This is a genomic window from Paenibacillus sp. FSL F4-0125, from assembly GCF_038008565.1.
In the GTDB taxonomy this organism is placed as follows: Bacteria; Bacillota; Bacilli; order Paenibacillales; family Paenibacillaceae; genus Paenibacillus_AQ.
The window spans coordinates 3,706,941-3,728,566 of sequence record NZ_JBBOZJ010000001.1; the positions used below are offsets into that span (position 1 = coordinate 3,706,941).

The 21,626-nt window shown below is 41.8% G+C and carries 22 protein-coding genes; 4 read left to right on the forward strand and 18 right to left on the reverse strand.

What is annotated here, in order from left to right; all coding sequences use genetic code 11:
• Position 1: 1 nt before the first annotated feature.
• The 10 genes from NST74_RS16380 to NST74_RS16425 form a co-directional block, all read right to left on the reverse strand.
• Complete coding sequence (locus NST74_RS16380; RefSeq protein ID WP_445668197.1) at positions 2-859, reverse strand: deoxyribonuclease IV; 858 nt, start codon at positions 857-859, stop codon at positions 2-4.
• Positions 849-1,664 (reverse strand): Fpg/Nei family DNA glycosylase, encoded by an 816-nt coding sequence (locus tag NST74_RS16385; protein WP_341113259.1) that lies wholly within the window; start codon positions 1,662-1,664, stop codon positions 849-851. The genes NST74_RS16380 and NST74_RS16385 overlap by 11 nt, the downstream gene beginning before the upstream one ends.
• Before the next feature lie 46 nt (positions 1,665-1,710).
• Positions 1,711-2,499 carry an HAD-IIA family hydrolase gene (locus NST74_RS16390; protein ID WP_341113261.1) on the reverse strand — a complete coding sequence of 263 codons (789 nt, stop codon included), beginning with the start codon at positions 2,497-2,499 and terminating at the stop codon, positions 1,711-1,713.
• A 284-nt stretch (positions 2,500-2,783) separates the two neighbouring features.
• Positions 2,784-3,731 carry a ribonuclease Z gene (gene rnz / locus NST74_RS16395; protein ID WP_341113263.1) on the reverse strand — a complete coding sequence of 316 codons (948 nt, stop codon included), beginning with the start codon at positions 3,729-3,731 and terminating at the stop codon, positions 2,784-2,786.
• A 144-nt stretch (positions 3,732-3,875) separates the two neighbouring features.
• On the reverse strand, positions 3,876-7,253 hold the full coding sequence (gene metH, locus NST74_RS16400; RefSeq protein ID WP_445668198.1) for a methionine synthase: 3,378 nt from the start codon (positions 7,251-7,253) through the stop codon (positions 3,876-3,878).
• A 178-nt stretch (positions 7,254-7,431) separates the two neighbouring features.
• Complete coding sequence (locus NST74_RS16405; RefSeq protein ID WP_341113266.1) at positions 7,432-7,869, reverse strand: FixH family protein; 438 nt, start codon at positions 7,867-7,869, stop codon at positions 7,432-7,434.
• A 260-nt stretch (positions 7,870-8,129) separates the two neighbouring features.
• Positions 8,130-8,915: an HAD family hydrolase gene (locus NST74_RS16410; RefSeq protein ID WP_042128330.1), complete on the reverse strand. Its 786-nt coding sequence runs from the start codon at positions 8,913-8,915 to the stop codon at positions 8,130-8,132.
• 33 nt (positions 8,916-8,948) lie between these two features.
• Positions 8,949-9,476, reverse strand: coding sequence for a hypothetical protein (locus NST74_RS16415; RefSeq protein ID WP_341113269.1), 528 nt, complete (start codon positions 9,474-9,476; stop codon positions 8,949-8,951).
• A gap of 49 nt (positions 9,477-9,525) precedes the next feature.
• Complete coding sequence (locus NST74_RS16420) at positions 9,526-9,735, reverse strand: DUF896 domain-containing protein (RefSeq protein WP_042128334.1); 210 nt, start codon at positions 9,733-9,735, stop codon at positions 9,526-9,528.
• A gap of 109 nt (positions 9,736-9,844) precedes the next feature.
• Entirely contained in the window at positions 9,845-10,258 is a 414-nt protein-coding gene (locus NST74_RS16425) for a LysM peptidoglycan-binding domain-containing protein (protein ID WP_341113271.1), read from the reverse strand.
• 296 nt (positions 10,259-10,554) lie between these two features.
• On the opposite strand from NST74_RS16425, the gene lexA reads away from it, so the two are divergent.
• The 4 genes from lexA to NST74_RS16445 all read left to right on the forward strand — a co-directional run bounded on the left by lexA (position 10,555) and on the right by NST74_RS16445 (position 13,093).
• A complete protein-coding gene (gene lexA, locus NST74_RS16430; protein WP_042188849.1) occupies positions 10,555-11,181 on the forward strand; it encodes a transcriptional repressor LexA in 627 nt (208 codons plus the stop codon).
• Between the two features lie 247 nt (positions 11,182-11,428).
• Complete coding sequence (locus NST74_RS16435) at positions 11,429-11,767, forward strand: L,D-transpeptidase (protein ID WP_076118728.1); 339 nt, start codon at positions 11,429-11,431, stop codon at positions 11,765-11,767.
• A gap of 146 nt (positions 11,768-11,913) precedes the next feature.
• Positions 11,914-12,294, forward strand: a complete 381-nt coding sequence (locus NST74_RS16440; RefSeq protein WP_341113273.1) for a hypothetical protein — start codon at positions 11,914-11,916, stop codon at positions 12,292-12,294.
• Between the two features lie 220 nt (positions 12,295-12,514).
• On the forward strand, positions 12,515-13,093 hold the full coding sequence (locus NST74_RS16445) for a hypothetical protein (RefSeq protein WP_341113274.1): 579 nt from the start codon (positions 12,515-12,517) through the stop codon (positions 13,091-13,093).
• On the opposite strand, the gene NST74_RS16450 is transcribed toward NST74_RS16445, so the two are convergent.
• The 8 genes from NST74_RS16450 to NST74_RS16485 all read right to left on the reverse strand — a co-directional run bounded on the left by NST74_RS16450 (position 13,094) and on the right by NST74_RS16485 (position 21,537).
• Complete coding sequence (locus NST74_RS16450; protein ID WP_341113275.1) at positions 13,094-13,870, reverse strand: methyltransferase domain-containing protein; 777 nt, start codon at positions 13,868-13,870, stop codon at positions 13,094-13,096.
• A 164-nt stretch (positions 13,871-14,034) separates the two neighbouring features.
• Entirely contained in the window at positions 14,035-14,814 is a 780-nt protein-coding gene (locus NST74_RS16455) for an MBL fold metallo-hydrolase (protein ID WP_341115909.1), read from the reverse strand.
• Positions 14,814-15,311, reverse strand: a complete 498-nt coding sequence (locus tag NST74_RS16460) for a cupin domain-containing protein (RefSeq protein ID WP_341113276.1) — start codon at positions 15,309-15,311, stop codon at positions 14,814-14,816. Before NST74_RS16460 ends, NST74_RS16455 begins: the two co-directional genes overlap by 1 nt.
• A 76-nt stretch (positions 15,312-15,387) precedes the next feature.
• Complete coding sequence (locus NST74_RS16465; protein WP_341113277.1) at positions 15,388-16,413, reverse strand: CDC27 family protein; 1,026 nt, start codon at positions 16,411-16,413, stop codon at positions 15,388-15,390.
• A gap of 347 nt (positions 16,414-16,760) precedes the next feature.
• A complete protein-coding gene (locus NST74_RS16470; protein WP_341113278.1) occupies positions 16,761-17,738 on the reverse strand; it encodes a TraB/GumN family protein in 978 nt (325 codons plus the stop codon).
• Between the two features lie 689 nt (positions 17,739-18,427).
• Positions 18,428-19,756 (reverse strand): type I glutamate--ammonia ligase, encoded by a 1,329-nt coding sequence (gene glnA, locus NST74_RS16475; RefSeq protein ID WP_042128352.1) that lies wholly within the window; start codon positions 19,754-19,756, stop codon positions 18,428-18,430.
• Between the two features lie 33 nt (positions 19,757-19,789).
• The gene (locus NST74_RS16480) at positions 19,790-20,200 is read right to left on the reverse strand and encodes a MerR family transcriptional regulator (RefSeq protein ID WP_042128355.1); all 411 of its coding nucleotides are present in this window, start codon (positions 20,198-20,200) and stop codon (positions 19,790-19,792) included.
• Between the two features lie 83 nt (positions 20,201-20,283).
• Positions 20,284-21,537, reverse strand: coding sequence for a methionine gamma-lyase family protein (locus tag NST74_RS16485; protein ID WP_341113281.1), 1,254 nt, complete (start codon positions 21,535-21,537; stop codon positions 20,284-20,286).
• Between the last annotated feature and the right edge of the window lie 89 nt (positions 21,538-21,626).

The window sequence follows — 21,626 nt, forward strand, 5'->3', positions numbered from 1 at the left end:
ATTACGCCTCCGCTTCAAACCAACCACGCACAGTAGCAATTTCTTTTCGATGACTGCCATCCGCACCCTTCTCAGTTTCCATGACAACAGCTGAGCTTCGTAAAAGCTCGGAGGACAATAAGCTTTTCAGCCCCTGCTCTCCAATATGTCCTTGTCCGATTCCAGCATGCCTGTCACGTCTTGAGTCGAAAGGAAACTTAGAATCATTTAAATGAACCGCAACAAGATGTGGCCAAAATCCGAGTTCCTCTCCTCGTACAAGGAAGTCTTCCGTTCGCTCAGGGTTCCAGATACCGGCTGCGTAAGCGTGACAGGTGTCCAAACAGAATCCTATGTTCTCCGGAAATTGGCTGAGCTCTCGAACTTTCACGAGTTCTTCAAGTGTAATTCCTTCCGTTCCATGGTTGCCTGCTTGATTCTCAATTAGGAGCTTCGCACGGCCATCCCAGGACTGCAGCACCTCATTCATACATTGTATAATATTTTGATAGCCTTGTAACGGCTCCATTCCACCAAAATGTCCAAAATGTACAACGATGCCTAATGAACCACAAGCTTCTGCAATCTCCAGATCATTTAAGAGAGAAGCTACATAAACCTTTCGCGGAGTAACATCCTCTACACCAGCCGCCATATTAATCCCATAGGGTGTGTGCGCAATCGAATCAATCCCTTTTTCCTGACAATAGTGTGCACAATCCCTCGTATCTCGGACATCCACCTGTTTAAGTTTCAAACTACGCGGATTTTTAGGGAAATATTGAAAACATGTTGCACCGCTCTCCCAAGCGAATCGGGCAGCTCTCCCATATCCACCGCGAATGCTAACATGAGCCCCTATTTTGGGACTATTCGTCATGCTGACAGTCTGGGCAATAAAATACTTTGCGTCCAGTCTGCTCTGTTTTAATAATGGTTCCCCCATCACGAAGGCAAGGTTCGCCTTCACGATCATACACTTTACATTGATTATTATATGATCCTGTAACTGTATCCCCAGTCATAAAAGGCATTTCCATGTACCCACCAATTTCAGTAGCCTCAGTCAGTACTTTTTGGATGCTCTCATAAAGGCGGGCTATAGAATCCGATGTTAAATTCTGAACTTGAGCAGTAGGTAAAAGTCTAGCTTCAAAAGCAATCTCATCCGCATAGCAATTTCCGACTCCAGCCATCACATGCTGATTCACCAGCAGGCTTTTGAGCGCACCACGCCGTCCCTTTAATAATCCTGTGAATCGTTCCAGTGTCATTCGACGATCCAACAGCTCAGGTCCAAGCTTACCCATTGTGGCTTCACTTTCCTTAACGGACAGCAAATGTAGATACCCTAAGCGAAGTCCTATGAAGTAAAGGATATGATCACCAAATGCAATTTCAACCTGTGTGTTTCGATCCGGACGTTCTTCCTCAGTACCATAAAAAAGCATTCCACCTAGCATCAAATGTAAAAGTAGTCTTCGTCCATCATGAAGGTGAAACAAAATATACTTGGCACGCCGCTCAACAAAAACAACACGTGCGCCGATCAATGCTTTTCTAAAAGTATCTGTTTCCATGTTAATTGACTTTTCTCTGTTCACGATCACATCAGATATTGGCACATTTATAATATGCTGACTTAGCAGCTTTCTATAATTCTCCATTTCCGGCAGTTCCGGCATAGCTCATCGTCCCCTCTAAGTTGGTGAAGTAATAAGATCCTAGCTATTATACACCGAGAAACGTTTTAAGTTCAGTTAAATCGGCACAAATTTCATCCGGTGAGATCCCGGTAAGATTTTTATAGTGGTCAAGATTGTCGGCATTTGTTAATCCCGTAAATACAAGAACTGTCCGACAGCCCGCATTTACTCCAGCAGCTATATCAGTTCGCATATTATCACCGACAACCACTGCATGTTCAGGCTCGATACCAAGAAGATCTGTCGCGAATTTGATTAGATGAGATTCCGGCTTGCCAATTACTACCGGACTCACACCACTAGCAGCCTCAATGGCTGCACCAATGGTACCCGCCCCCGGCATGACGCCATCATCTGATGGCAGCATTAAATCCGGGTTGGTGAGTACAAACTTTGCCCCTCCCAGAATCCAACGCGAAGCTTGTGAGAGCGACGTATAGTTGAAGGAACGATCAATACCTTGCAGTACATAGTCAGGTGAGTCTGTCACGATGCGAAGCCCCGCTTCTTTACAGGCCTCACACAAACCCTCTTCTCCAAGTATCGCCACTGCAGCCCCAGGTGATTCCTCAGCTATGTAACGCGCGGCCGCCATTGATGAGGTACATACCTCCTCAGCTTTCGCATCGATTCCCATTCCACATAAGTGAGCAGCCACATTAGCCGCTGTGCGCGATGAATTGTTGGTAACAAATAGAAAAGGAATGCCTGCTTCTCGTAATCCTTTAATCAGTAAATCAGCACCGGGAATCATCTTATGCCCATGGTATAACGTACCGTCAAGATCAATCAATAACCCTTTAATCTGTTCCATTATAAATCCCTCTATTTCCATAAGAAATTTAATTAATGTGATAAATAAATAATGATATTAATAAATGCTAAGCCTAAGCCCAGCTTGAATTTGGAATAGTTCATTATCCTTTGGGTTTAGTCCTATTGCCCGCTGGTATTCGGCAAGATTTCCAGCCATTCGTACGTCTTTCACGCTGTGATCACTTTAAATCTAACACACTTCGTCGAAAGAAATCGAACGAGAGTCTCAGCCAGCATTTTTTAGCATAGGACTGTCATTTCCTGCGCTTTCCCGGAAAATAATCATTTCCCCAATTGCCCGTTTTGTCTTCGATAAATTGGATATGTGCTGAATTCTTCAGCTAACAATGTCTCTGGAAAAACGAGCTCAGCTTCTTCCAGCAAAGGAATCAACTCCTCAGACGAGCTGTACCGAGAGCTGAAATGAGTGAGCAATAGTTGACCTGCATTGGCTTCCTTTGCTAGCTCTGCAGCTTGACGTGCTGTACTGTGATGGTACTGATACGCCATTTCTGCCAGATCATGCCCAAAGGTTGCTTCATGAACGATTAGGTCTGCATCAAGTGAGAGTTCTAAAGCTCCAGAACAAGGTCTTGTGTCACCTAAGATCGTAACAACCCGCCCTCTTTTAGGCTCTCTGACAACATCAGCCGCGCAGATACGAATACCTTCGTCCGTTATAACATCTTCACCTTTTTTTAATTTTCCATATATCGGTCCAGGTTTCAAACCATAACTCTTAAGTAATTCCGTATTGAGGCTCCCGGGACTATCCTTTTCCGTTACCCGGTAACCATAGCTGTCAATACGATGCTCTAATAATGTCGCCTCCACTTTAAAGCCATCATCCTCGAATACCGTTCCTCCGGTATGCTCGACAATCTCAATTTTGTATGGAATACGAGATTGACTCACAGCTAAGGATATATCTAAGTATGCTTTCAATCCAGGTGGTCCGTAAACCGTTAACGGAGAGATCCCTCCCTGATAACCACGACTCGATAACAGACCTGGAAGGCCAAATAGATGATCTCCGTGCAAGTGAGTAATAAATAGCTTTTCCAGCTTTCCTAGGCGAATCGGTGAACGAAGAACCTGATGCTGAGTTCCTTCCCCGCAATCAAACATCCAAATACTACGACGTTCTTCCAATAGTCTTAATGCAATCGACGTTACATTGCGCTGCAGAGTCGGCACCCCTGCATTCGTACCCAAAAAATATAATTCCATCCTTTTTCCTCCCCTCTTCTTATTAGCTGAACCATCTCTTGTCTATTCTAAACGTCCTTCTTCCAGCAAAAAACCCCCCAGTTACGGGAGGTTCCGCTGATAGGGATACAATCCCCTTACAGACCGGGTAAATCAATGACAGAATTACAGCTTTTCTACATTAAAATACTGCGCTTCTGGATGGGCGAATACCATTGCCGACACAGAAGCCTCGGGTTCCATCATAAAGCCTTCTGTAAGGTGGACACCGATATCCTCCGGGGATAATAGCTTAAAGAGGGGTCCCTGATCTTCCAGATCCGGACATGCAGGATAACCAAAGGATACACGAATCCCTTGATACCTTGCTCCATGTCTTTGTTTCATGGTCATATCTGCAGGGTCTGGGAAGCCCCATGTATCACGCATCATGTGATGAACACGCTCCGCTAACCCTTCCGCTACTTCAAGTGCAACAGACTGCAAGGCATGTGAGCGTAGATAATCACCATTCTCCTTAAGCGCTGTAGAGAGCTCACGAACACCGTGTCCCGCAGTCACCACGAGGAATCCAACATAGTCCATAATCCCACTGTCGACCGACTTCAAAAAGTCCGCTAGACAGAGATAAGGCTCAACACCTTGTCTTGGGAAAGTAAAAGTATGCAGAATCTCGGCCGTGTTCTGTGGATTATACACGATGATATTGTTACCACTTGATTGTGCCGGGAAGAATTGATACATCGCATGTGGAGTAATCGTACCTTCCAGTATCGCTTGATGTAGAATATCATCTACAGTACCTTTCAACTCAACAGTACGCTCGTCACCAGCAGCTAACTGCGCCTCTACAGAACCACGTAGACCCAAATGATGACCGAGCAACATTTGCATATTCACATAAGGGATAATATGCCCCAATGGATAATTACGAATTACATGGCGCTCTAAGTCTGGCGGAACAAATACAGGTGCATCTGGTGAAATTTTGGAGCGAACTGCTCTAGTTAACTTAGGAAGCTCTTGTTTAGGAGCAACTGCTACTGCAGATTCTGCCTCTACTCGAATTTCCTCGGCAATTTTCTCCCGTTCAACAGGATTCATAAGCCGATTAGCAATATCTAGTCCATCCATAGCATCCTTAGCATACAGTACTAAACCATCATACTCCGGACGTATACGTGTTTTGGTGAACTTTCGTGTCAGGGCAGCACCGCCTACCATAATGGGTACATCAATCCCAGCCGTACGTAAGTCTTGTGCCGTTAGCACCATCTGCTGTGCCGATTTTACAAGTAACCCAGACAATCCAATCGCGTCAGCTTTTTCACGACGAAACGCTTCGATAATGGACTCAGGTGGTACTTTTATACCCAAATTAATGATCTGATAACCATTATTCGATAAGATGATCTCCACTAAGTTCTTGCCTATATCATGTACGTCGCCCTTTACAGTAGCAAGCATGATCTTACCTTTTACCGATGTCTCATCCTTCTTCATAAACTGTTCCAAATGACCAACGGAAGCCTTCATCACTTCAGCACTTTGCAGCACCTCAGCAACAATCAGTTCATTGTTATTAAACAACCGTCCAACCTCTGACATCCCAGCCATTAGCGGTCCATTGATGATTTCCAAAGGTCCTGATTTAGTAAGCGCCTCATTAAGGTCTGGAATGAGACCTTCTTTAGTACCCTCAACCACATAAGAAGCCAGACGCTCTTCTAGCGAAAGATTAGAAATTTTCTCTTTTTTCTCAACCTTCTTTCCTCGGAAGGCGGCTACAAAAGCAGCAAGTGTGTCGTCATTCGTATTATAAATCAATTCTTCAGCAAGACGACGGTCTTCAGCAGGGATAGAAGCATAACGCTCAACCTTCTCGGTGTTTACGATCGCATAATCCAAACCGGCCTTAGTGCACTCATAAAGGAATACTGAGTTCAACACTTCACGTCCTGCTTCCGGTAATCCAAAAGAAACATTGCTGATCCCCAAGATCGTGTGAACACCTGGAAGAGCTTCTTTGATCAACCGAATTCCATCAATGGTTTCTTTGGCAGAGCCAATATATTGCTCGTCTCCAGTTCCTACAGGGAATACCAACGTGTCGAAAATAAGATCTTCTCCAGCTAATCCGTATTTATTCACAAGTAAGTCGTAGGAGCGTTTAGCCACTTCCAGTTTGTCTGTAGCCTTGATTGCTTGTCCTGTCTCATCAATCGTTCCTACAACGATAGCTGCACCATACTTATGAATCAAAGGAGTAACCAGCTCGAATTTTTCTTCACCATCTTCAAGGTTAATGGAGTTAATTATAGCCTTACCTTGACAGTACTGTAGTGCCAGATCAATAACCTTAGGATCGGTAGTATCGATCATTAGAGGAACTTTAACCTTCTTTACAACTAATTCTAAAAAAAGTTTAATATCTTCAATCTCATCACGGTCCGGATCTTGCACGCAGACGTCAATGACTTGTGCACCGCTCTTCACCTGTGCACGGGCAATTTCTGAAGCTTCCTCATATTTACCTTCGACGATTAGACGTTTAAATTTACGCGAACCTAATACATTCGTACGTTCACCCACCATGTATGGTCGGTTGTCGTTCTCGATATAGATAGGCTCAATACCTGAAAGTGCCGGTGGATGATTCCCTGTAAGCGGTCGTGGAGGAAATTGTGAGAGTGCCTCCGACATAGCACGGATATGTTCCGGTGTCGTTCCGCAGCAACCCCCTGCAATGTTAAGCCATCCTTTTTCTGCAAACGCAGCAATTTTACGCGCAAGAGAATCAGGAGATTCATGATAATGTCCATTCTCGTCTGGTAACCCAGCGTTCGGATAACAACTCACAGCCGCTGAAGAGATTGCAGAAAGCGAACGAATATGATCCCGCATGAACTCAGGGCCCGTCGCACAGTTCAGACCAATAGAGATAGGCTTGAGATGTTCTAAAGAAATATAGAAGGCTTCGATGTTCTGACCGGCAAGCGTGGTACCCATCGGCTCTATTGTCCCCGAAATCATTACTGGCAATTTGATACCTGTCTTCTCAAAGGCATTACGAATGCCTATACTTCCAGCCTTCACGTTCAAAGTATCCTGAGAGGTCTCTAGCAGTAACGCATCCACTTGACCATCAATCAATGCCACTGCCTGTTCCTCGTAGCTATCAACGAGCTCTTGGAAAGTGACGCCGCCTGTAACAGAGAGCGTCTTTGTTGTAGGACCCATTGCGCCTACGACATATCGAGGACGATCAGGTGTATCATATTTATCAACGGCATTGCGAGCTAGCTTCGCTGCAACCAGATTAATTTCGCGTGCCCGTTGCGGAATATCATATTCGGCAAGTACAACAGACGTTGCACCAAAGGTATTCGTTTCTATGAGGTCAGCACCTGCTTCGAGATACTGCTCATGAATCGTCTGAATTACTTCTGGACGGGTTAATACTAGCATTTCATTACAACCGTCCAATTCTTCCCCACCAAAATCCTCACCAGTCAAAGGCACCTGTTGGATCATTGTGCCCATTGCACCGTCTAGAATTAATATTCTTTGTTGTAAGCTTTCCTCAAGTGTATATTTAGCCAACGTATAGTCCCCCCAGTAAAACATTAGAGTAAGTTTAGCAGAATAAAGGAATTTCGGAAAGCCTTCCTTTCCACTCTGCATTATCTGTGATTATAGGATATCATTACTATTCTTTTAATTATGGTTTCACAGAGAGTTCCTTATTAGGCATAGAATGCTGAGTTCTAGCAGTTACGTGTGATGTAACAATATATTGTCCTTCTTTCTCAAGTGTTCCTTCTGCTTGATAGACTCCATCACCAACTAGCTTCCCTTTAAGTTCAATTTTCTGTTCATCATCATTTTTACTCACAATTTCGAATAGAACCTCTTTCGCATCATCCACCGCCAAGTTGTCTTGCGTCACCACAGCCTCAAAGGTCACCTTCTGATTTACAGCAACCTCTTCAGGACTCCAATGTAACTCAACTTTGATAGGCTCCATAGACATGTCCATGTCCATGTTCATGTTCATATTATGTATTCCAGAATGTTTGGTTTGGTCTGATGAACAACCTCCCAGAACTAAAAGTGTTGCACCTAATAATAAAGGAACGATTGTTCTTGAAATCTTCATATAGAGTCCTCCCAGCCGATTTGAGTACTAAGAATCTACCAATTCATGTTATACATTCTCCATCTATTATACACATTATTATTGGTTTTTCAGTATTTCATATCAATTCAGCCTAACTCTTGTGACTAAAATCATATACTAGATAATTCCATTAATTTTAAAAGCAATATGTAGATATAAAGAAAGACAGTAAGCCTCCTAGTAACCCAGGAACTTACTGCCTTCTTAAGGCTCAATGATTCAAAGCCTCTTACTCTACTTTATAAAGATTGGACTAATGAAAGAAGCTCTCCAAGATGTTTGATTTCATAATCCGGCTGAATTTCCGGATCCGGCTGTTTGCCTTTTCTATTAATCCAAACCGTAGTCAAACCTGTTGCCAACCCACCACGAATATCCGTTGTAAGCTTATCACCGACCATAACCCCTTGCTCAGGTGCAATATCTAGAAGCTCTAGAGCATGCAGAAAAATATCCTTATCCGGCTTTCCTTTGCCGAAGCTTCCGGAAATTACGATATGATCAAAGAAAGGAACGATTTCAGGTACACCATCTAGTTTCTCTTGTTGCAATGCAGGGCATCCGTTAGTCAAAAGCAATAACTTCACTTTTCCCTTCAGTTCTTCGAGCACCTGAATTGTTTCTTCATAGATGTAAGGCCGATTTCTACGCTCTGCTGCAAATTTGGCTGCTAATGTCTCAGCAAGAACTTCGTCCTCTACACCAAGTGCTGCAAGACCACGACGCCACGCCTCTTTACGGTATCCCGGTGCAAGCTGCTCCAATTGACGGAATTCCGGTTGTTCACCTGCAGTAAAGTTCCCCCAAAGTGCTTCAAACGGATTAATCCCAATCATTTTTGTAAATGGGTTCGTTTCGTATGATTCATATAGTGCTATGGCTTCTTTACGCACCGCAAGTTCCAGTTCTTGTGGATCAATCGTATCCCCAGCGGCTTCACATGCAGAACGAAATGCTTCATTGACGCTCCGATCATCCCAGAGCAGTGTATCATCAAGGTCAAATAGTACGGCAGAAATTGGCATTACAGGTCTCCCTCTCCCATGGCTGGTTAATTTCTATTCGTGAACTACTTCAATTTGGTGAGCTTTTGCGAATGCTTCCAGTCTAGTCCCCATCGCAGTTGTATCATAACGATTCATAAGTCTGGTAAAAATCCATTTCGTGCGTTTGCCTTTATGCTTAATAACAACAGCTCCACGCGAAAGGATAATTTTTTCAATATCAGTAGCTGGTAAATAGCGTTCGCGATTGAATTTTATAGTGGATAGTCTGGCATTCTCCACCTTCAAATACGGACGTCGGAAAAACAGAAGTGCCGCTAGTAAGTAGTACAAAACGACTCCTAGCCAATTCATCAGCATACCATTGCCTTTGGCCTGATCCACCGAACCAATCATCCAAAACATAGTACCAAGCACTAATAACACTACTGGAAATGCAATGTTACGGCCTTTAAAGGTTTCACTGTTCTTGCCAGGAGATTTGGATTTTGATGCGTAAATCGTTTCCTTCCCCTGTTTCTTTCTTTGCTTGTTAATTTGCTGTGTGTTACGTTGAACCATTCTTTCCCAAGAACGGGCCATATGCGTTCCCCCTAGTCATCCAGTAGTATCTATGAAAAGGAACAGGGTGTTAATGCTTAAGCCCCTTGTTACCTTGTTCATGCTCATCATTATCGACCAATTCAATCGTATTCAATTGTGCTCGGAAGTTATTGCGAATATTCCCCAAATAGATTTCACGAAGCTTGGCGCGTTCCGCCGTTTCCTCTTGATTAAGGCCTACGCTCTTCTGTTTGCGTGCCAATTCGTTAATACGCGCGACCAACTCATCAATGTTCAAAACTTTCCCTCCCCATATAAATTAATTCTAACTCTGCCATGAGAAAAAGAGCTTGTCAAGGTTTACTCCCTGCAAGCTCTATATGTCCTTCTATTATGTTCTTAGAATATTAATAAATAGGTAAACTGAGGATATCTCCAGCATTAATCTGACTGCCTTTAATGCCATTGGATTTTTTAATTCCTTCTATATATACAGCCGTCTTCATATCCGATGGTTTATTCTCAAGAGCAATACTCCAAAGTGTATCTCCGCGTTCAACCACTACGCGCTTCTCATCCTTCATTAAAGTAGTAGATCCTGCAAATACATTACCTACTACTGTGAGTCCTGATAGTACGAGCACAATGATCAATGTAAGTTTAATAACAAAATCTCTCCGGAACAAACGCATCAATCCTTCAAGCAAAAGGTCTGTAATCTCTTTAATCTGAGCTGAATAACGGGTAACAGGATTATGTCCTAAAGATTCAACCACTGGGGCTTTATCGTAGATGCTACGGTATGTACTGTATTTTAACATGAATATCATCCTCCAAACACTTGTTCTTACTTTCGAAATTATAATAACACGAACATGTGTTTTGTTCAATACTATTTTAGAACAATTGTTCTCTTTTTTTTCGAAAAGAGCAAATCACCCTATCATCTATAAAAAGAATCCAGCTGATCATTGTTTTAAAGTTCGCTTTATCAATACGAGACTACCATTTATTAACTCTTTCGAATTAATATTTATAATAGTTAGAACTTATGTTTGTGCGAACGGTAGTTCTATGTTATAATTTTCCCAAACATTACTATATGGGGTTGATTCCAATGTCAAAGATTTCAAGTCGCCAGCTGGCGATCCTGGAATTTATACGTAGCGAAGTCCGCAGCAAGGGTTATCCTCCTTCCGTTCGGGAGATTGGAGAAGCTGTTGGTCTTGCTTCCAGCTCCACAGTTCACGGTCATTTGGATCGGCTAGAGAAGAAGGGACTTATCCGTCGAGATCCAACGAAGCCACGTGCAATAGAATTGCTTGGCCAAGAGGATTCCGAGAATGTCCATCATTTCGCACAAACCGTCGCACGCATTCCTGTCGTAGGTAAGGTTACCGCCGGGGTTCCTATCACTGCTACTGAGAATATTGAAGACTACTTCCCGCTTCCAACTCACTATGTTGGAGATAACAAAGTATTTATGTTATCGGTTCAAGGTGACAGTATGGTCGAAGCTGGGATAATGAATGGTGACTATGTTATTGTCCGTCAACAACAGACAGCTGATAACGGAGATATCGTTGTAGCTATGACCGAAGAAGATGAAGCTACCGTTAAGACCTTTTATAAAGAACGTGATCATATACGTCTTCAGCCGGAGAATCCGGCGTACGAGCCTCTTCGCCTTAATCGCGTGACCATTCTCGGCAGAGTTATCGGATTATTTCGAGATATCCACTAAGTATGCACTCCTACCAAGCCAAAACGGATACCGTCCATTAAAGGATGGTATCCGTTTCTACGAGAAGCATAATGATACTGTTTACTGTAATATCAAAAGCTGTTCCACAAATGTGGAACAGTTTTTTTGTTTTCTAACTCAAATTATCCACACTAGAACACGCGTTCGCATACGCTATAATGGCCATTTTCTATTAATAACCGTTTAGGCTTTCTGCTCATATCCTATTAGAAAGGAGTGTTGCGCAATGCCAAATTACCGAATTATTGTAGATCTGACCCAGCGTATGCTGTATCTTCTTGATAACAACATTGTGATCAGAGGTTTCCCCGTCGGAATCGGTAAAATGTTAACCCAATCACCCTTGGGTGACTTCACTATTATTAACAAAGAACCCGATCCAGGTGGTCCATTTGGGGTCTTTTGGATGGGTCTATCTAAGCCTCACTATGGAATACATGGAAATAATGATCCCTCCTCGATAGGTCACGAAGTTTCCCACGGTTGTATTCGGATGTACAATGAGGATGTGCTAGCACTAGCTGCGATTGTTCCGATTGGAACTCAAGTAACGATCAGGAATTAATATATCCATAAATAAATACACCTCACTCATGGTTCAATGAATGGGGTGTGTTTGTATTTAAGTATTTTTGATGGCGTAATAGGAATTATGTGGTTATATGTCGAATAATGTTAACAGGATTTCAAATAGAAAGGAAGTGTCTGGTTTTGAACAACTCCAAAATTAGAACCCTCGTCGATTTTAAAGTCGATGCACTTGTTAAACTCTCAGGATTATTGTTAAATAACGATCAAGCTAGTGGAAAAAAAGTAAATCTACTCACCTCATTTGGCAGTATTCAAGGGACGATCTCCCCTTCCGTCTCCAATAAAGAGGATGTTTTTGACTTAAAATCTCTAATGGATGATGTCATTGTAGATGAATACATATCTTATTTAGGTGCGGAACATCCCGATAAAAATTTCAGCTATAACTTTGTAGTCCTCAATGATGTTTCTGTAAGACCCTATGCTAACTATGAATCATCGATCGAATACAAGCAGCTAATTGTGTATACCGATCAAATTACGGCTTTCAATTTCTTATAATTTTGACATATTCACATTAATAACTCTCATCTAAGCACTCAGTAACTGCCCTAGCATGCATTAAAGGCGGATCTCAGGGTGCTTTTTTTTGCTAATGCTGTAATTGTTCCTATATTTCAACGAATTTCACTTTTAGCAGATACTAGTCGAGAAGATTTAGGCATATCTTTCATTAAGTAATAAATCTTGCTCTGCTGAGATAACTCGGAGGTGTGATTCCATGCTGATTTTCTTGATGTACATATTTGGTATTATAGGAGTTGTCTTAATTCTTAGTGCCGGTTTTCTAGAATTGAAAAAGCTATCTACTTCTTCAGACCTTTCAAAGCTGTTAAACGCAATCTCATCCTTTAACATCATATTCACCAAAACGTTCATTCCACCCAATCAATCTCACTTGATCGCCCTTAACGAATCCTATAAGAAAATAGCCATAGGCAGTAGCGATCCGAAAACACGTAAAAAAGCTATAGCAAAACTGTATTCCTTCGATAATGTAATGGGATCAGAGATTGTTGTTAACGCGCTAACCCATTCAAAAGTATCCAAAAGACAACAAAGCAGCAAAGCAACCGCTTCAAGTGCGAATATTAATGTGCTTAATAGCGCTGACGAAGAGGTTAGTGTTATTGAGGAACTTACGCTTAAAATATATATGAACAGCAGTGAAATGCCTGTGTATAGTATCTCCTTCTTGCCAGGCTTATTGCCCATTAAACAATCCGACAATCAGTATAAAGAAGCTTACTCCCAAGTACAGCAGTTGCATGCATTTTTCAGGACGATCGTATCCGAATAATTATCTGATTTTTTCCGCAATAAGATGTATGAAAATCGCTATGTCTTTAAATGGTGATTCACTGCCTAATTTAAGCTCCAGCTCCACCATGTGTTTATTCCAATCTTCATTCATTTTCACTTCATTGTCTGCTATGTAACCATAGATATTATGTATTCCGTAAGTCCATCTAACCTCGTATCCGCAATTCTCAAGCCATTCCGCCAATTGATCATTTGTATAGATCGTAATTTCTGTTTGAATAATGCCACTATATTCTCGCATATTTTCAATGCTATCCAGAGCTCCCTGAGGATCTTTATTCATGATGGCTTTCTTCATCACCTTGGCCACAGGATTATGAGCGATCAGAGAGAGCATTCCATTTGCAGATTGTTTTTTACTAATGTCCATTAACATTTCTTTGGGATGTTCAAGATATTCAAGCACGTTGTGGCAAAATATCCAGTCATAACGCTCCCCCAACACGTCTGAATCCTGTAACGTAGTTACGTTATAAGAAATACTGAGACCTTCTTTCATCGCAGACTCTTGAGCCTTCGCTATCATCTCCGTCGTCGGATCTATTCCGGTTACTGTGTACCCCTTTCTGGCAAATTCATGACTAGTTATCCCAAACCCACAGCCGATATCTAAAATCGATGGCTTCTTTTCTAAAAGGATGTGATTTTCAATTTGATGCCAGGCGGTCAGGTAGAACAATCTCCCCCAAGGCATTTGGATATAATTCGAATAGGAACGCATCGATTTTGCAAAAGCTTCAGTTGTTGGTAACATTACTCCACTACCTCTTTCCTCTCAATTAATAACTTTATTTCCAACAGATGAAATCTACAAGCTCACAAGCTACAAAAAAACGGTCCTCTTTGAGGCCGTTTTACTGTTTTTAAAAACCATCAACGTATTTCTATTTCTACATCAACAGAGCTTCTATCTTTTTATTAGAATTGCAAGCTAAACCCATTAAACCGATGAATACCCGTACCATGTGCGACAAGTCCCTGTTCACGCAAAGCACGAACCGCCTGCTTTACTTCATGCAAAATAGATGGATCTAGACCTAACGTATTATGAGAGCCGAATACTTGGGTCACCTTTGGAATGTGCGCAATCTTTTCTAAAGAAGCCACTAAATCTTCCGGACTAGTCGAAGGATAAAATGCATAAACAGGTGTAACATCATACAATAAATCCCCTGTAAACAGATACCCTTTGGCATGATCAAAGACGCTTATATGGCCTGGTGAATGACCCGGTGTGTGGTAAATTTCTAATTTACGCCCTCCTATGTCAAGCACATCTCCTTCATGCAATAGAGCTGTCGGTTTACCTTGAAATGGCGTGTATGTACTAGGATCAAAGGATTCAGGTGGAGTTAGTGTAAGGTCTCTGCTCATATCTTTTCTGATCTGGGCAAGGGACAAGCCTTGTATTCCATTCGTAAGCCAATCCTCATCCTCTTTATGAACATAGATCGTATCGAATTGTCCATGACTGCCGATATGATCTGCATGCACATGTGTGGTGATAACAGCAATAGGTAAATCCGTTAACTGATCTGTGATTCTTTTTATATTATCGATGCCTAATCCTGTATCAATCAATACAGCTTGTTCTTTTCCTATCAGCAAAAATGAATGCACTTTTTCCCATTGACCATATTCACTTATCGCATACGTTGTCGGGTCAATTTCCGTAACTGTGAACCATCGATCTTCCATCAAGTGCGATCCTCCAACCCGTTCCATTTCTCCCGGACCTGTTCTTCACCTTTATAATAGTCCGCCTGCTCATCCGCTTGATAGATCTCTTGATATGGGAGAATGTTGATTTTACCTGAGTCAGGATATTCGCAAACATCTATGCCCTGATTTGTTCGAAGATCAAGATACCTGCAGGGTGCTTCCGTATGATTATAAAGTTGATGCGCACCTTCCGGTCCCATTTCAAAAAAAATCACATCGCCTTCACTAACCTCAGTAAAACCCTCAGGAGTTCTTAACATTGCTTTTCCTGCTAAGATCACAAATATCTCTTCAGCATTTCTATGAAAATGATAAGGAAAGGAATATTTATCTGGATCTAGCGATCTAATGTCGAAAACAAGATGTTTAGAATTAGCAACCTCAGCTAGCCTCTCACTTGTATGCCAAGCAAACTCAGGGATCTGAGATAACTTTTGTTTATAAGAAACTGTATTTTCATTAAAAATCTTCACCATTATTAAGCCCCCTTATCCTCAAAAACTGTGCATACCATATCATTTGATTAGAAATTTAAGCAACAATGATTAATCAGGATTCTAAGAAGTCAGGATTGTCATGTCTTTTACAACCAAATAAATAACATTTTGATTCAACATATGCCGTAAAATTCATACTAGGACGATAATTTAAATGTAGGATATCATCATAGCCTCTAAGATAATCCCGTTTATCAGCCTCCAGTTCCAACTTATATCTTTCGCGATCTTCTGGAGTAAAATCTTCATCTTCATCCGTTATGCAACTAATTAATTCTTCATTAATCTTAACCAAGGCATTGTTCAGAATGTCCTTAGCCTTATCCAAAAATCCACATTGAACGTTGGCATACAAATAGCGAAGCACCCAGTCCGGACTGACCCATAATTTAGTTCCCTCATAAGCATTGACCACGTTAGTATACTGATCCAGTTCATAATAAATGTCTGCTAACCCTTCCTTATCTATCTCTGAATTCTTATCATCCATAGACCTCACAAGCTCTTCAATGGCCTCTTTTGGGTAAGAACCTGTCTTAATTTTACATATAGCATAATAATACAATGCCCAGTAGCTGTAGCATTCATTTTTAACCTGATGAGCCTTCCAATAGTACTCTGAAGCTTCTTCCAGTTGTCCCAATTGAAATAAAGATGCTGCGAGATTATATTGATTTAGAAAGGTTGGTTTAACACTAAAAGATCGTTCTAGCGCTGACTTCGCTTCATTCCATCTCTCTTTTGCAAAATAAAATTGACCAAGCATTGCACTGGGAACTTCTGACTTTGGATTCAGCAGCATTACTCTTTCTAATAATAGAATCGCATCTTCTTCACGATTGATCCATCCGCCACTCTCGATCTCCGGCTCTCCTTCATGAAAATAAAAGTAAGCCAAATTAGATAATGACTGTTCAGAAGGGTTTATTTCAGCATTCCTCTTGAAGAGTTTAAAAGCTTCTAAATAATCATTAACTTCCATACTAGCTATCGCCAGTTGATTGGCTATTAATGGATTCGTTGAATCTTGTTTATACGCAAATTTTAAATCATTATGTTCATTTGTATAATCAGTCATTCTTATTCCTTTCTAAAGTTCCAACATAAATTCCATAAATCAAAATAATGCAGAGTTCTATTTAAATGAAAATTAGTTCCGTATCAACCCTACCTATGAGAATGTCGTATTTACTACTTAGTCTATCATTATTATATGTAATTTTGGGAGAATAATCAGTTTTTTGGAAATTATCCAGTAGTTAACCTACCGAAACAGGTTTACCAAACATAAAAAACCTCAACACCAAAGGTGTCAAGGGTTTGACGGATATAGTAAAGAGTTATGTATTGCCTTGGAATGTTCCAGAGAATAATTCCAACACCTACAATTATGTTAGTCTTTGAGAGTAACTGTAGATAAGCTATTTATTTACGAACGACGGTAAAGCCCTTATCCTCAAGCAGTTCAATGATTCCATACTCACCCAGATAATGGAGAGCACCAACGACAATGAAATACTCTTCTTCCTTATTGCTATTTAGGTAACCTTCAATCTTTTCAGCCATACCTATATTACGATCAGTCAGCATCACTTTTCCGTATTCCGGATCGCTATATAGGCTGTTAGTTATTTTGAGCAGCGTTTGTTCATCGCCTTTCTTCCACACCTCTATCAATTCGTCTGTTGGATCATTGATGACGCCAGAATTATAATCGTCTAGCGTAGTATTGAGCCTCTTCTCCTGCCGCTCCTTAGAGAAGCCAGCTAAGGCCCCCATCTGGGATTCCTGAGTTTCTAGCCCTATTACCGGGATCTTGCGTTCAAGGGCTTTCTGAAGAAAATACAGATCAATTCCTTCTTCTAGGTTGTAGTCAACCTTCAACGCCATAACTGAAATATTTCCTTCCACCTGCCAAGGCTTAAACGCATCATACGCGTTGGCCTTCAAACCGTTCTTCATCAAAAACTCTTTTACTTTCGCATACGTTTCTTTGGATACATGATCTTTTAGTGTAGTGCCATCCTTATACATCATCATATCCACAATCCTCTTCTGCTGCTCTTCATCAGGGGCTTTGGTAAAATCAATTTCAAGACCCAAATAATCCGCTTCTGCAAAAACTTTCTCATATTTCGAATGCAGAGGGTAGAAGTTATCATCCGTAAGATGTATTGATCCTACGAGGTAAACCGTCGTTCCGTTATTCTTCACTTCCCACATAAAACCACGAGCGCCATCAATTGTTACGTCTTTCATAGTAGGCGAATTTGATGCATTCTCGATCTCTTGATTATTTGCCTTCGAGACCGCTTGCTGTGGAGACTTCATAGAGCAGGCCCCTGACACGAGGAAACATACGGAAAGAATAAGCCATAAGACCGATCTTCTCCATTTTTTCATATCGAATATCTCCTTCCAATGATACACATCAAATCGATCAGATGTGATAACCGCAAATCTCCAAAATGCCGCCTTACTCTGGTGAAGATCTAAGCTCCATTCCGTTGTGAGTATATTTCTACTTACTTCGGACAGCCCATCGGTACTAACCCCGTTGCGAGAACATTGTGCAATCCGCTGTCGTTTATCTTTTTTGTTCTTTATCTGCTCTATATTTTTGATACTCTTCTATGTATGTTCTTTATGATGATTCTTTAAAAATTAATTCATCGCACTCACTTAACACAGCTATTTCCTAACTTTACTTTTATAGCCATCCCCTTACTATTACTGGATACGATTAATTATACATTATGGTTCCATTATTTTTATTCTTAACACTTTTTCAAATTGATGATGGTAGAATCGTCCAATATCCTTGCCTTGGGCTATGCAGCAAAAGTGAGAATGAGAATCCGGGTTAATTCAGGTATGCTGCGGAGTCCGGTGTATTCTGTTATTGTATAAGAAAAACAGACCCGTCAAGCAATAGCTTGGCGGGTCATTTTATGTATGCTCTAATTCAAAGTATTTCCTGACAAGTTAGAGTATGGTCACTTTATGGACGCACATAATCCTCCACAAAACCTCCTAACCTTGCCACATAAAAAAACCCTCAACGCCACATTAGCGTCAAGGGTTTAACAGTCCTAGTAAAGAGTCATGTATTGCGCTCTTTCCCACTCGTGCACTTGCGTACGGTAGATATCCCATTCGATTTCTTTCAGCTCGTAGAAGTGAGCCAGAGCATGTTCACCGAGAGCTTCGGTAATAACATGACTGCGGATCATTTCGCTAAGTGCTTCTTTCAAATCGGATGGCAAGCTTGGAATACCTTCTTCAATACGCTCTTCTTCAGACATCACATAGATGTTACGGTCAATTGGAGCTGGAAGATCAAGCTTACGTTTAATTCCGTCAAGACCTGCTTTCAACATAACAGCAAGTGCGAGGTATGGGTTAGCTGCTGGGTCCGGGTTACGAACTTCAACACGTGTGCTAAGCCCTCTAGAAGCCGGGATACGAATCATCGGGCTACGGTTACTTGCAGACCAAGCTACGTAGCAAGGAGCTTCATAACCAGGAACAAGACGTTTGTATGAGTTCACTGTTGGGTTAGTAATCGCTGCAAAAGCACGAGCGTGCTTTAAAATACCTGCCATGTAGTAACGAGCAGTTTTGCTCAGACCCAGCTTGTCGCTTTCATCGTAGAACATGTTTTCTTTGCCTTTGAACAAGGATTGGTGAGCGTGCATACCAGATCCGTTGATACCGAACAATGGTTTAGGCATAAAGGTTGCATGCAAGCCGTGTTGACGGGCTACCGTCTTCACAACCAGCTTGAAGGTTTGAATTTGGTCAGCAGCAGTAATCGCATCAGCATATTTAAAGTCAATCTCATGCTGACCGGATGCTACTTCATGGTGAGAAGCTTCGATTTCAAAACCCATTTCTTCAAGGGTCAATACGATTTCACGACGACAGTTTTCTCCTAAATCTGTTGGCGCTAAGTCGAAATAACCACCTTGGTCATTCAATTCCGTAGTTGGATTGCCTCTTTCGTCAGTCTTGAACAGGAAAAATTCAGGTTCAGGTCCAACATTCATAGCTGTGAAACCCATTTCTTCTGCTTCCTTCAGACAACGCTTGAGGATACCACGTGGGTCTCCAGCAAAAGGTGTTCCATCCGGCATGTAAACATCACAAATCAGACGTGCTACACGACTATCTGTCACCCAAGGGAAGATAACCCATGTATCAAGGTCAGGGAAGAGATACATATCGGATTCTTCAATCCGTACGTAACCTTCGATGGATGAACCATCAAACATCATTTTGTTATCAAGTGCTTTTTCCAATTGGCTAACTGGAATTTCAACATTCTTGATAGTACCTAATAGATCTGTAAATTGCAGACGAATAAAACGAACATTCTCTTCCTTGGCAATGCGTAAAATATCCTCTTTAGAAAAGCTCATGTGATCCTCTCCCTTTCAAACTTCTATATATTATTATTTATTAAAAAACCGGGATAACTCACCTTGAATCAAAGACACTTGTCCCGGTCTTTTACCGGAAACTAGTTCTTGCTTCAGCATTCGGTGTAACTGGGAATCGGATAGCTCTCTACGTCTAACCTCTGTGTCAGGAGTAATAACAGTTGCTTCCTCGGATTCCTTAGAGACAGGATTCATCACTTGCTTAATGCCAGCAATATTAACACCCTTCTCTATCAGAGCTTTAATTTCTAATAGGCGCTCAACATCATTAAAAGAGAACAACCGCTGATTCCCCGACGTACGTGCGGGTACGATCAGACTGTGCTGCTCATAATAACGAATTTGTCTTGCAGACAGATCGGTCAGCTTCATTACAATTCCAATAGGAAATAGTGCCATATTTCTGCGGATTTCATCACCCATGACTCATCCAACCTTCCAATGATCTTTTTCTGATCTCATTGTACATTTCCTAATACAGCGTGTCAATGGTGTGTGAGATATTCTTACAGCAATTTTCTTTCACGCATACTTTGGAGCGCCATCAAAACGCCATATTTCACATGTGAATAAGTTAATCCACCTTGCATGTACCCAATAAAAGGAGCACGTATTGGTGCATCTGCAGATAACTCCAAGCTTCCACCTTGAATAAACGTACCTGCCGCCATAATAACAGGATGTTCATAACCTGGCATATCCCAAGGCTCTGGTACCACATGGCTGTCTACAGCCGCAGCGCGCTGAATGCCCTGAACAAAGGCAATTAAGTGTTCTGGACCATCAAAGGAAACCGCCTGAATTAAATCTGTCCGAGGCTCATTCCACGCCGGCTTCGTCTCAAACCCGCAGCGCTGAAATACTGATGCAGCAAAAATGCTCCCTTTTAGTGCTTGCCCTACAATGTGCGGAGCCATAAATAATCCTTGGTAAAGGCCACGAGTTGTACCTAACATAGCCCCTACCTCACCACCGATACCAGGAGCGGTTAGTCGATAAGCTGCCAATTCCACAAGATCCTGTCGACCACAGATATAACCGCCGGTCTCAGCAATACCGCCGCCTGGGTTCTTAATTAACGAACCTGCTACCAGATCTACACCAACCTGTGGTGGCTCAAGCTCTTCGGTAAACTCACCATAGCAATTGTCTACGAATACAATAACTTCCGGTTTCATCAACTTTACCTTCGAAGTCATCTCACCAATTTCAGCTACTGTGAAAGAAGCACGCCAATCATACCCTCGTGATCTCTGGATTCCAATCACTTTAGTATTTTCGTTAATAGAGAGCGCTACCTCATCCCAATCGATCTTTCCTTCTGCCGTCAGAGCAACCTCTCGATAAGTGATCCCAAAATCTGCAAGAGAGCCTGTCCCATCGCCGGCATGTCCAATTACCTTATGTAGGGTATCATACGGACGTCCTGTGATATACAGCAGCTCATCTCCTGGGCGTAGCACACCAAATAGAGCTGTTGATATCGTATGTGTTCCTGAAGCGAAATGCGGGCGTACCAGCGCAGATTCCGCACCAAAAACGTCAGCATAGACAAGATCCAACACTTCACGGCCACGGTCATTATACGCATACCCCGTTGAACCGGCAAAGTGAAAATCACTGACTTGATGACGCTGGAACGCTTCTATAACCTTCCACTGATTCTTATCTACCATACGATCAAGGGCTTTGACAGCGCCTTCTATTTCAACTTCTGCGGCCTCTGCCGCGCTCAAAATATCCTCTGCAAAAACTACCATTCGTTCTTATTCGCTCCTTACATTTACTTGCCATCATAATGACAGAAAGCGGCAGTTAACTGACGCTTTCTAGATTAGCTATTATTTTA

Bases quoted from the DNA above. Each gene is read 5' to 3' on its own strand.
- NST74_RS16380 (WP_445668197.1), bottom strand. From the start codon at position 859: ATGACGAATAGTCCCAAAATAGGGGCTCATGTTAGCATTCGCGGTGGA.
- NST74_RS16385 (WP_341113259.1), bottom strand. From the start codon at position 1,664: ATGCCGGAACTGCCGGAAATGGAGAATTATAGAAAGCTGCTAAGTCAG.
- NST74_RS16390 (WP_341113261.1), bottom strand. From the start codon at position 2,499: ATGGAACAGATTAAAGGGTTATTGATTGATCTTGACGGTACGTTATAC.
- rnz (WP_341113263.1), bottom strand. From the start codon at position 3,731: ATGGAATTATATTTTTTGGGTACGAATGCAGGGGTGCCGACTCTGCAG.
- metH (WP_445668198.1), bottom strand. From the start codon at position 7,253: ATGGGCACAATGATCCAACAGGTGCCTTTGACTGGTGAGGATTTTGGT.
- NST74_RS16405 (WP_341113266.1), bottom strand. From the start codon at position 7,869: ATGAAGATTTCAAGAACAATCGTTCCTTTATTATTAGGTGCAACACTT.
- NST74_RS16410 (WP_042128330.1), bottom strand. From the start codon at position 8,915: ATGCCAATTTCTGCCGTACTATTTGACCTTGATGATACACTGCTCTGG.
- NST74_RS16415 (WP_341113269.1), bottom strand. From the start codon at position 9,476: ATGGCCCGTTCTTGGGAAAGAATGGTTCAACGTAACACACAGCAAATT.
- NST74_RS16425 (WP_341113271.1), bottom strand. From the start codon at position 10,258: ATGTTAAAATACAGTACATACCGTAGCATCTACGATAAAGCCCCAGTG.
- lexA (WP_042188849.1), top strand. From the start codon at position 10,555: ATGTCAAAGATTTCAAGTCGCCAGCTGGCGATCCTGGAATTTATACGT.
- NST74_RS16435 (WP_076118728.1), top strand. From the start codon at position 11,429: ATGCCAAATTACCGAATTATTGTAGATCTGACCCAGCGTATGCTGTAT.
- NST74_RS16445 (WP_341113274.1), top strand. From the start codon at position 12,515: ATGCTGATTTTCTTGATGTACATATTTGGTATTATAGGAGTTGTCTTA.
- NST74_RS16450 (WP_341113275.1), bottom strand. From the start codon at position 13,870: ATGTTACCAACAACTGAAGCTTTTGCAAAATCGATGCGTTCCTATTCG.
- NST74_RS16455 (WP_341115909.1), bottom strand. From the start codon at position 14,814: ATGGAAGATCGATGGTTCACAGTTACGGAAATTGACCCGACAACGTAT.
- NST74_RS16465 (WP_341113277.1), bottom strand. From the start codon at position 16,413: ATGACTGATTATACAAATGAACATAATGATTTAAAATTTGCGTATAAA.
- NST74_RS16470 (WP_341113278.1), bottom strand. From the start codon at position 17,738: ATGAAAAAATGGAGAAGATCGGTCTTATGGCTTATTCTTTCCGTATGT.
- glnA (WP_042128352.1), bottom strand. From the start codon at position 19,756: ATGAGCTTTTCTAAAGAGGATATTTTACGCATTGCCAAGGAAGAGAAT.
- NST74_RS16480 (WP_042128355.1), bottom strand. From the start codon at position 20,200: ATGGGTGATGAAATCCGCAGAAATATGGCACTATTTCCTATTGGAATT.
- NST74_RS16485 (WP_341113281.1), bottom strand. From the start codon at position 21,537: ATGGTAGTTTTTGCAGAGGATATTTTGAGCGCGGCAGAGGCCGCAGAA.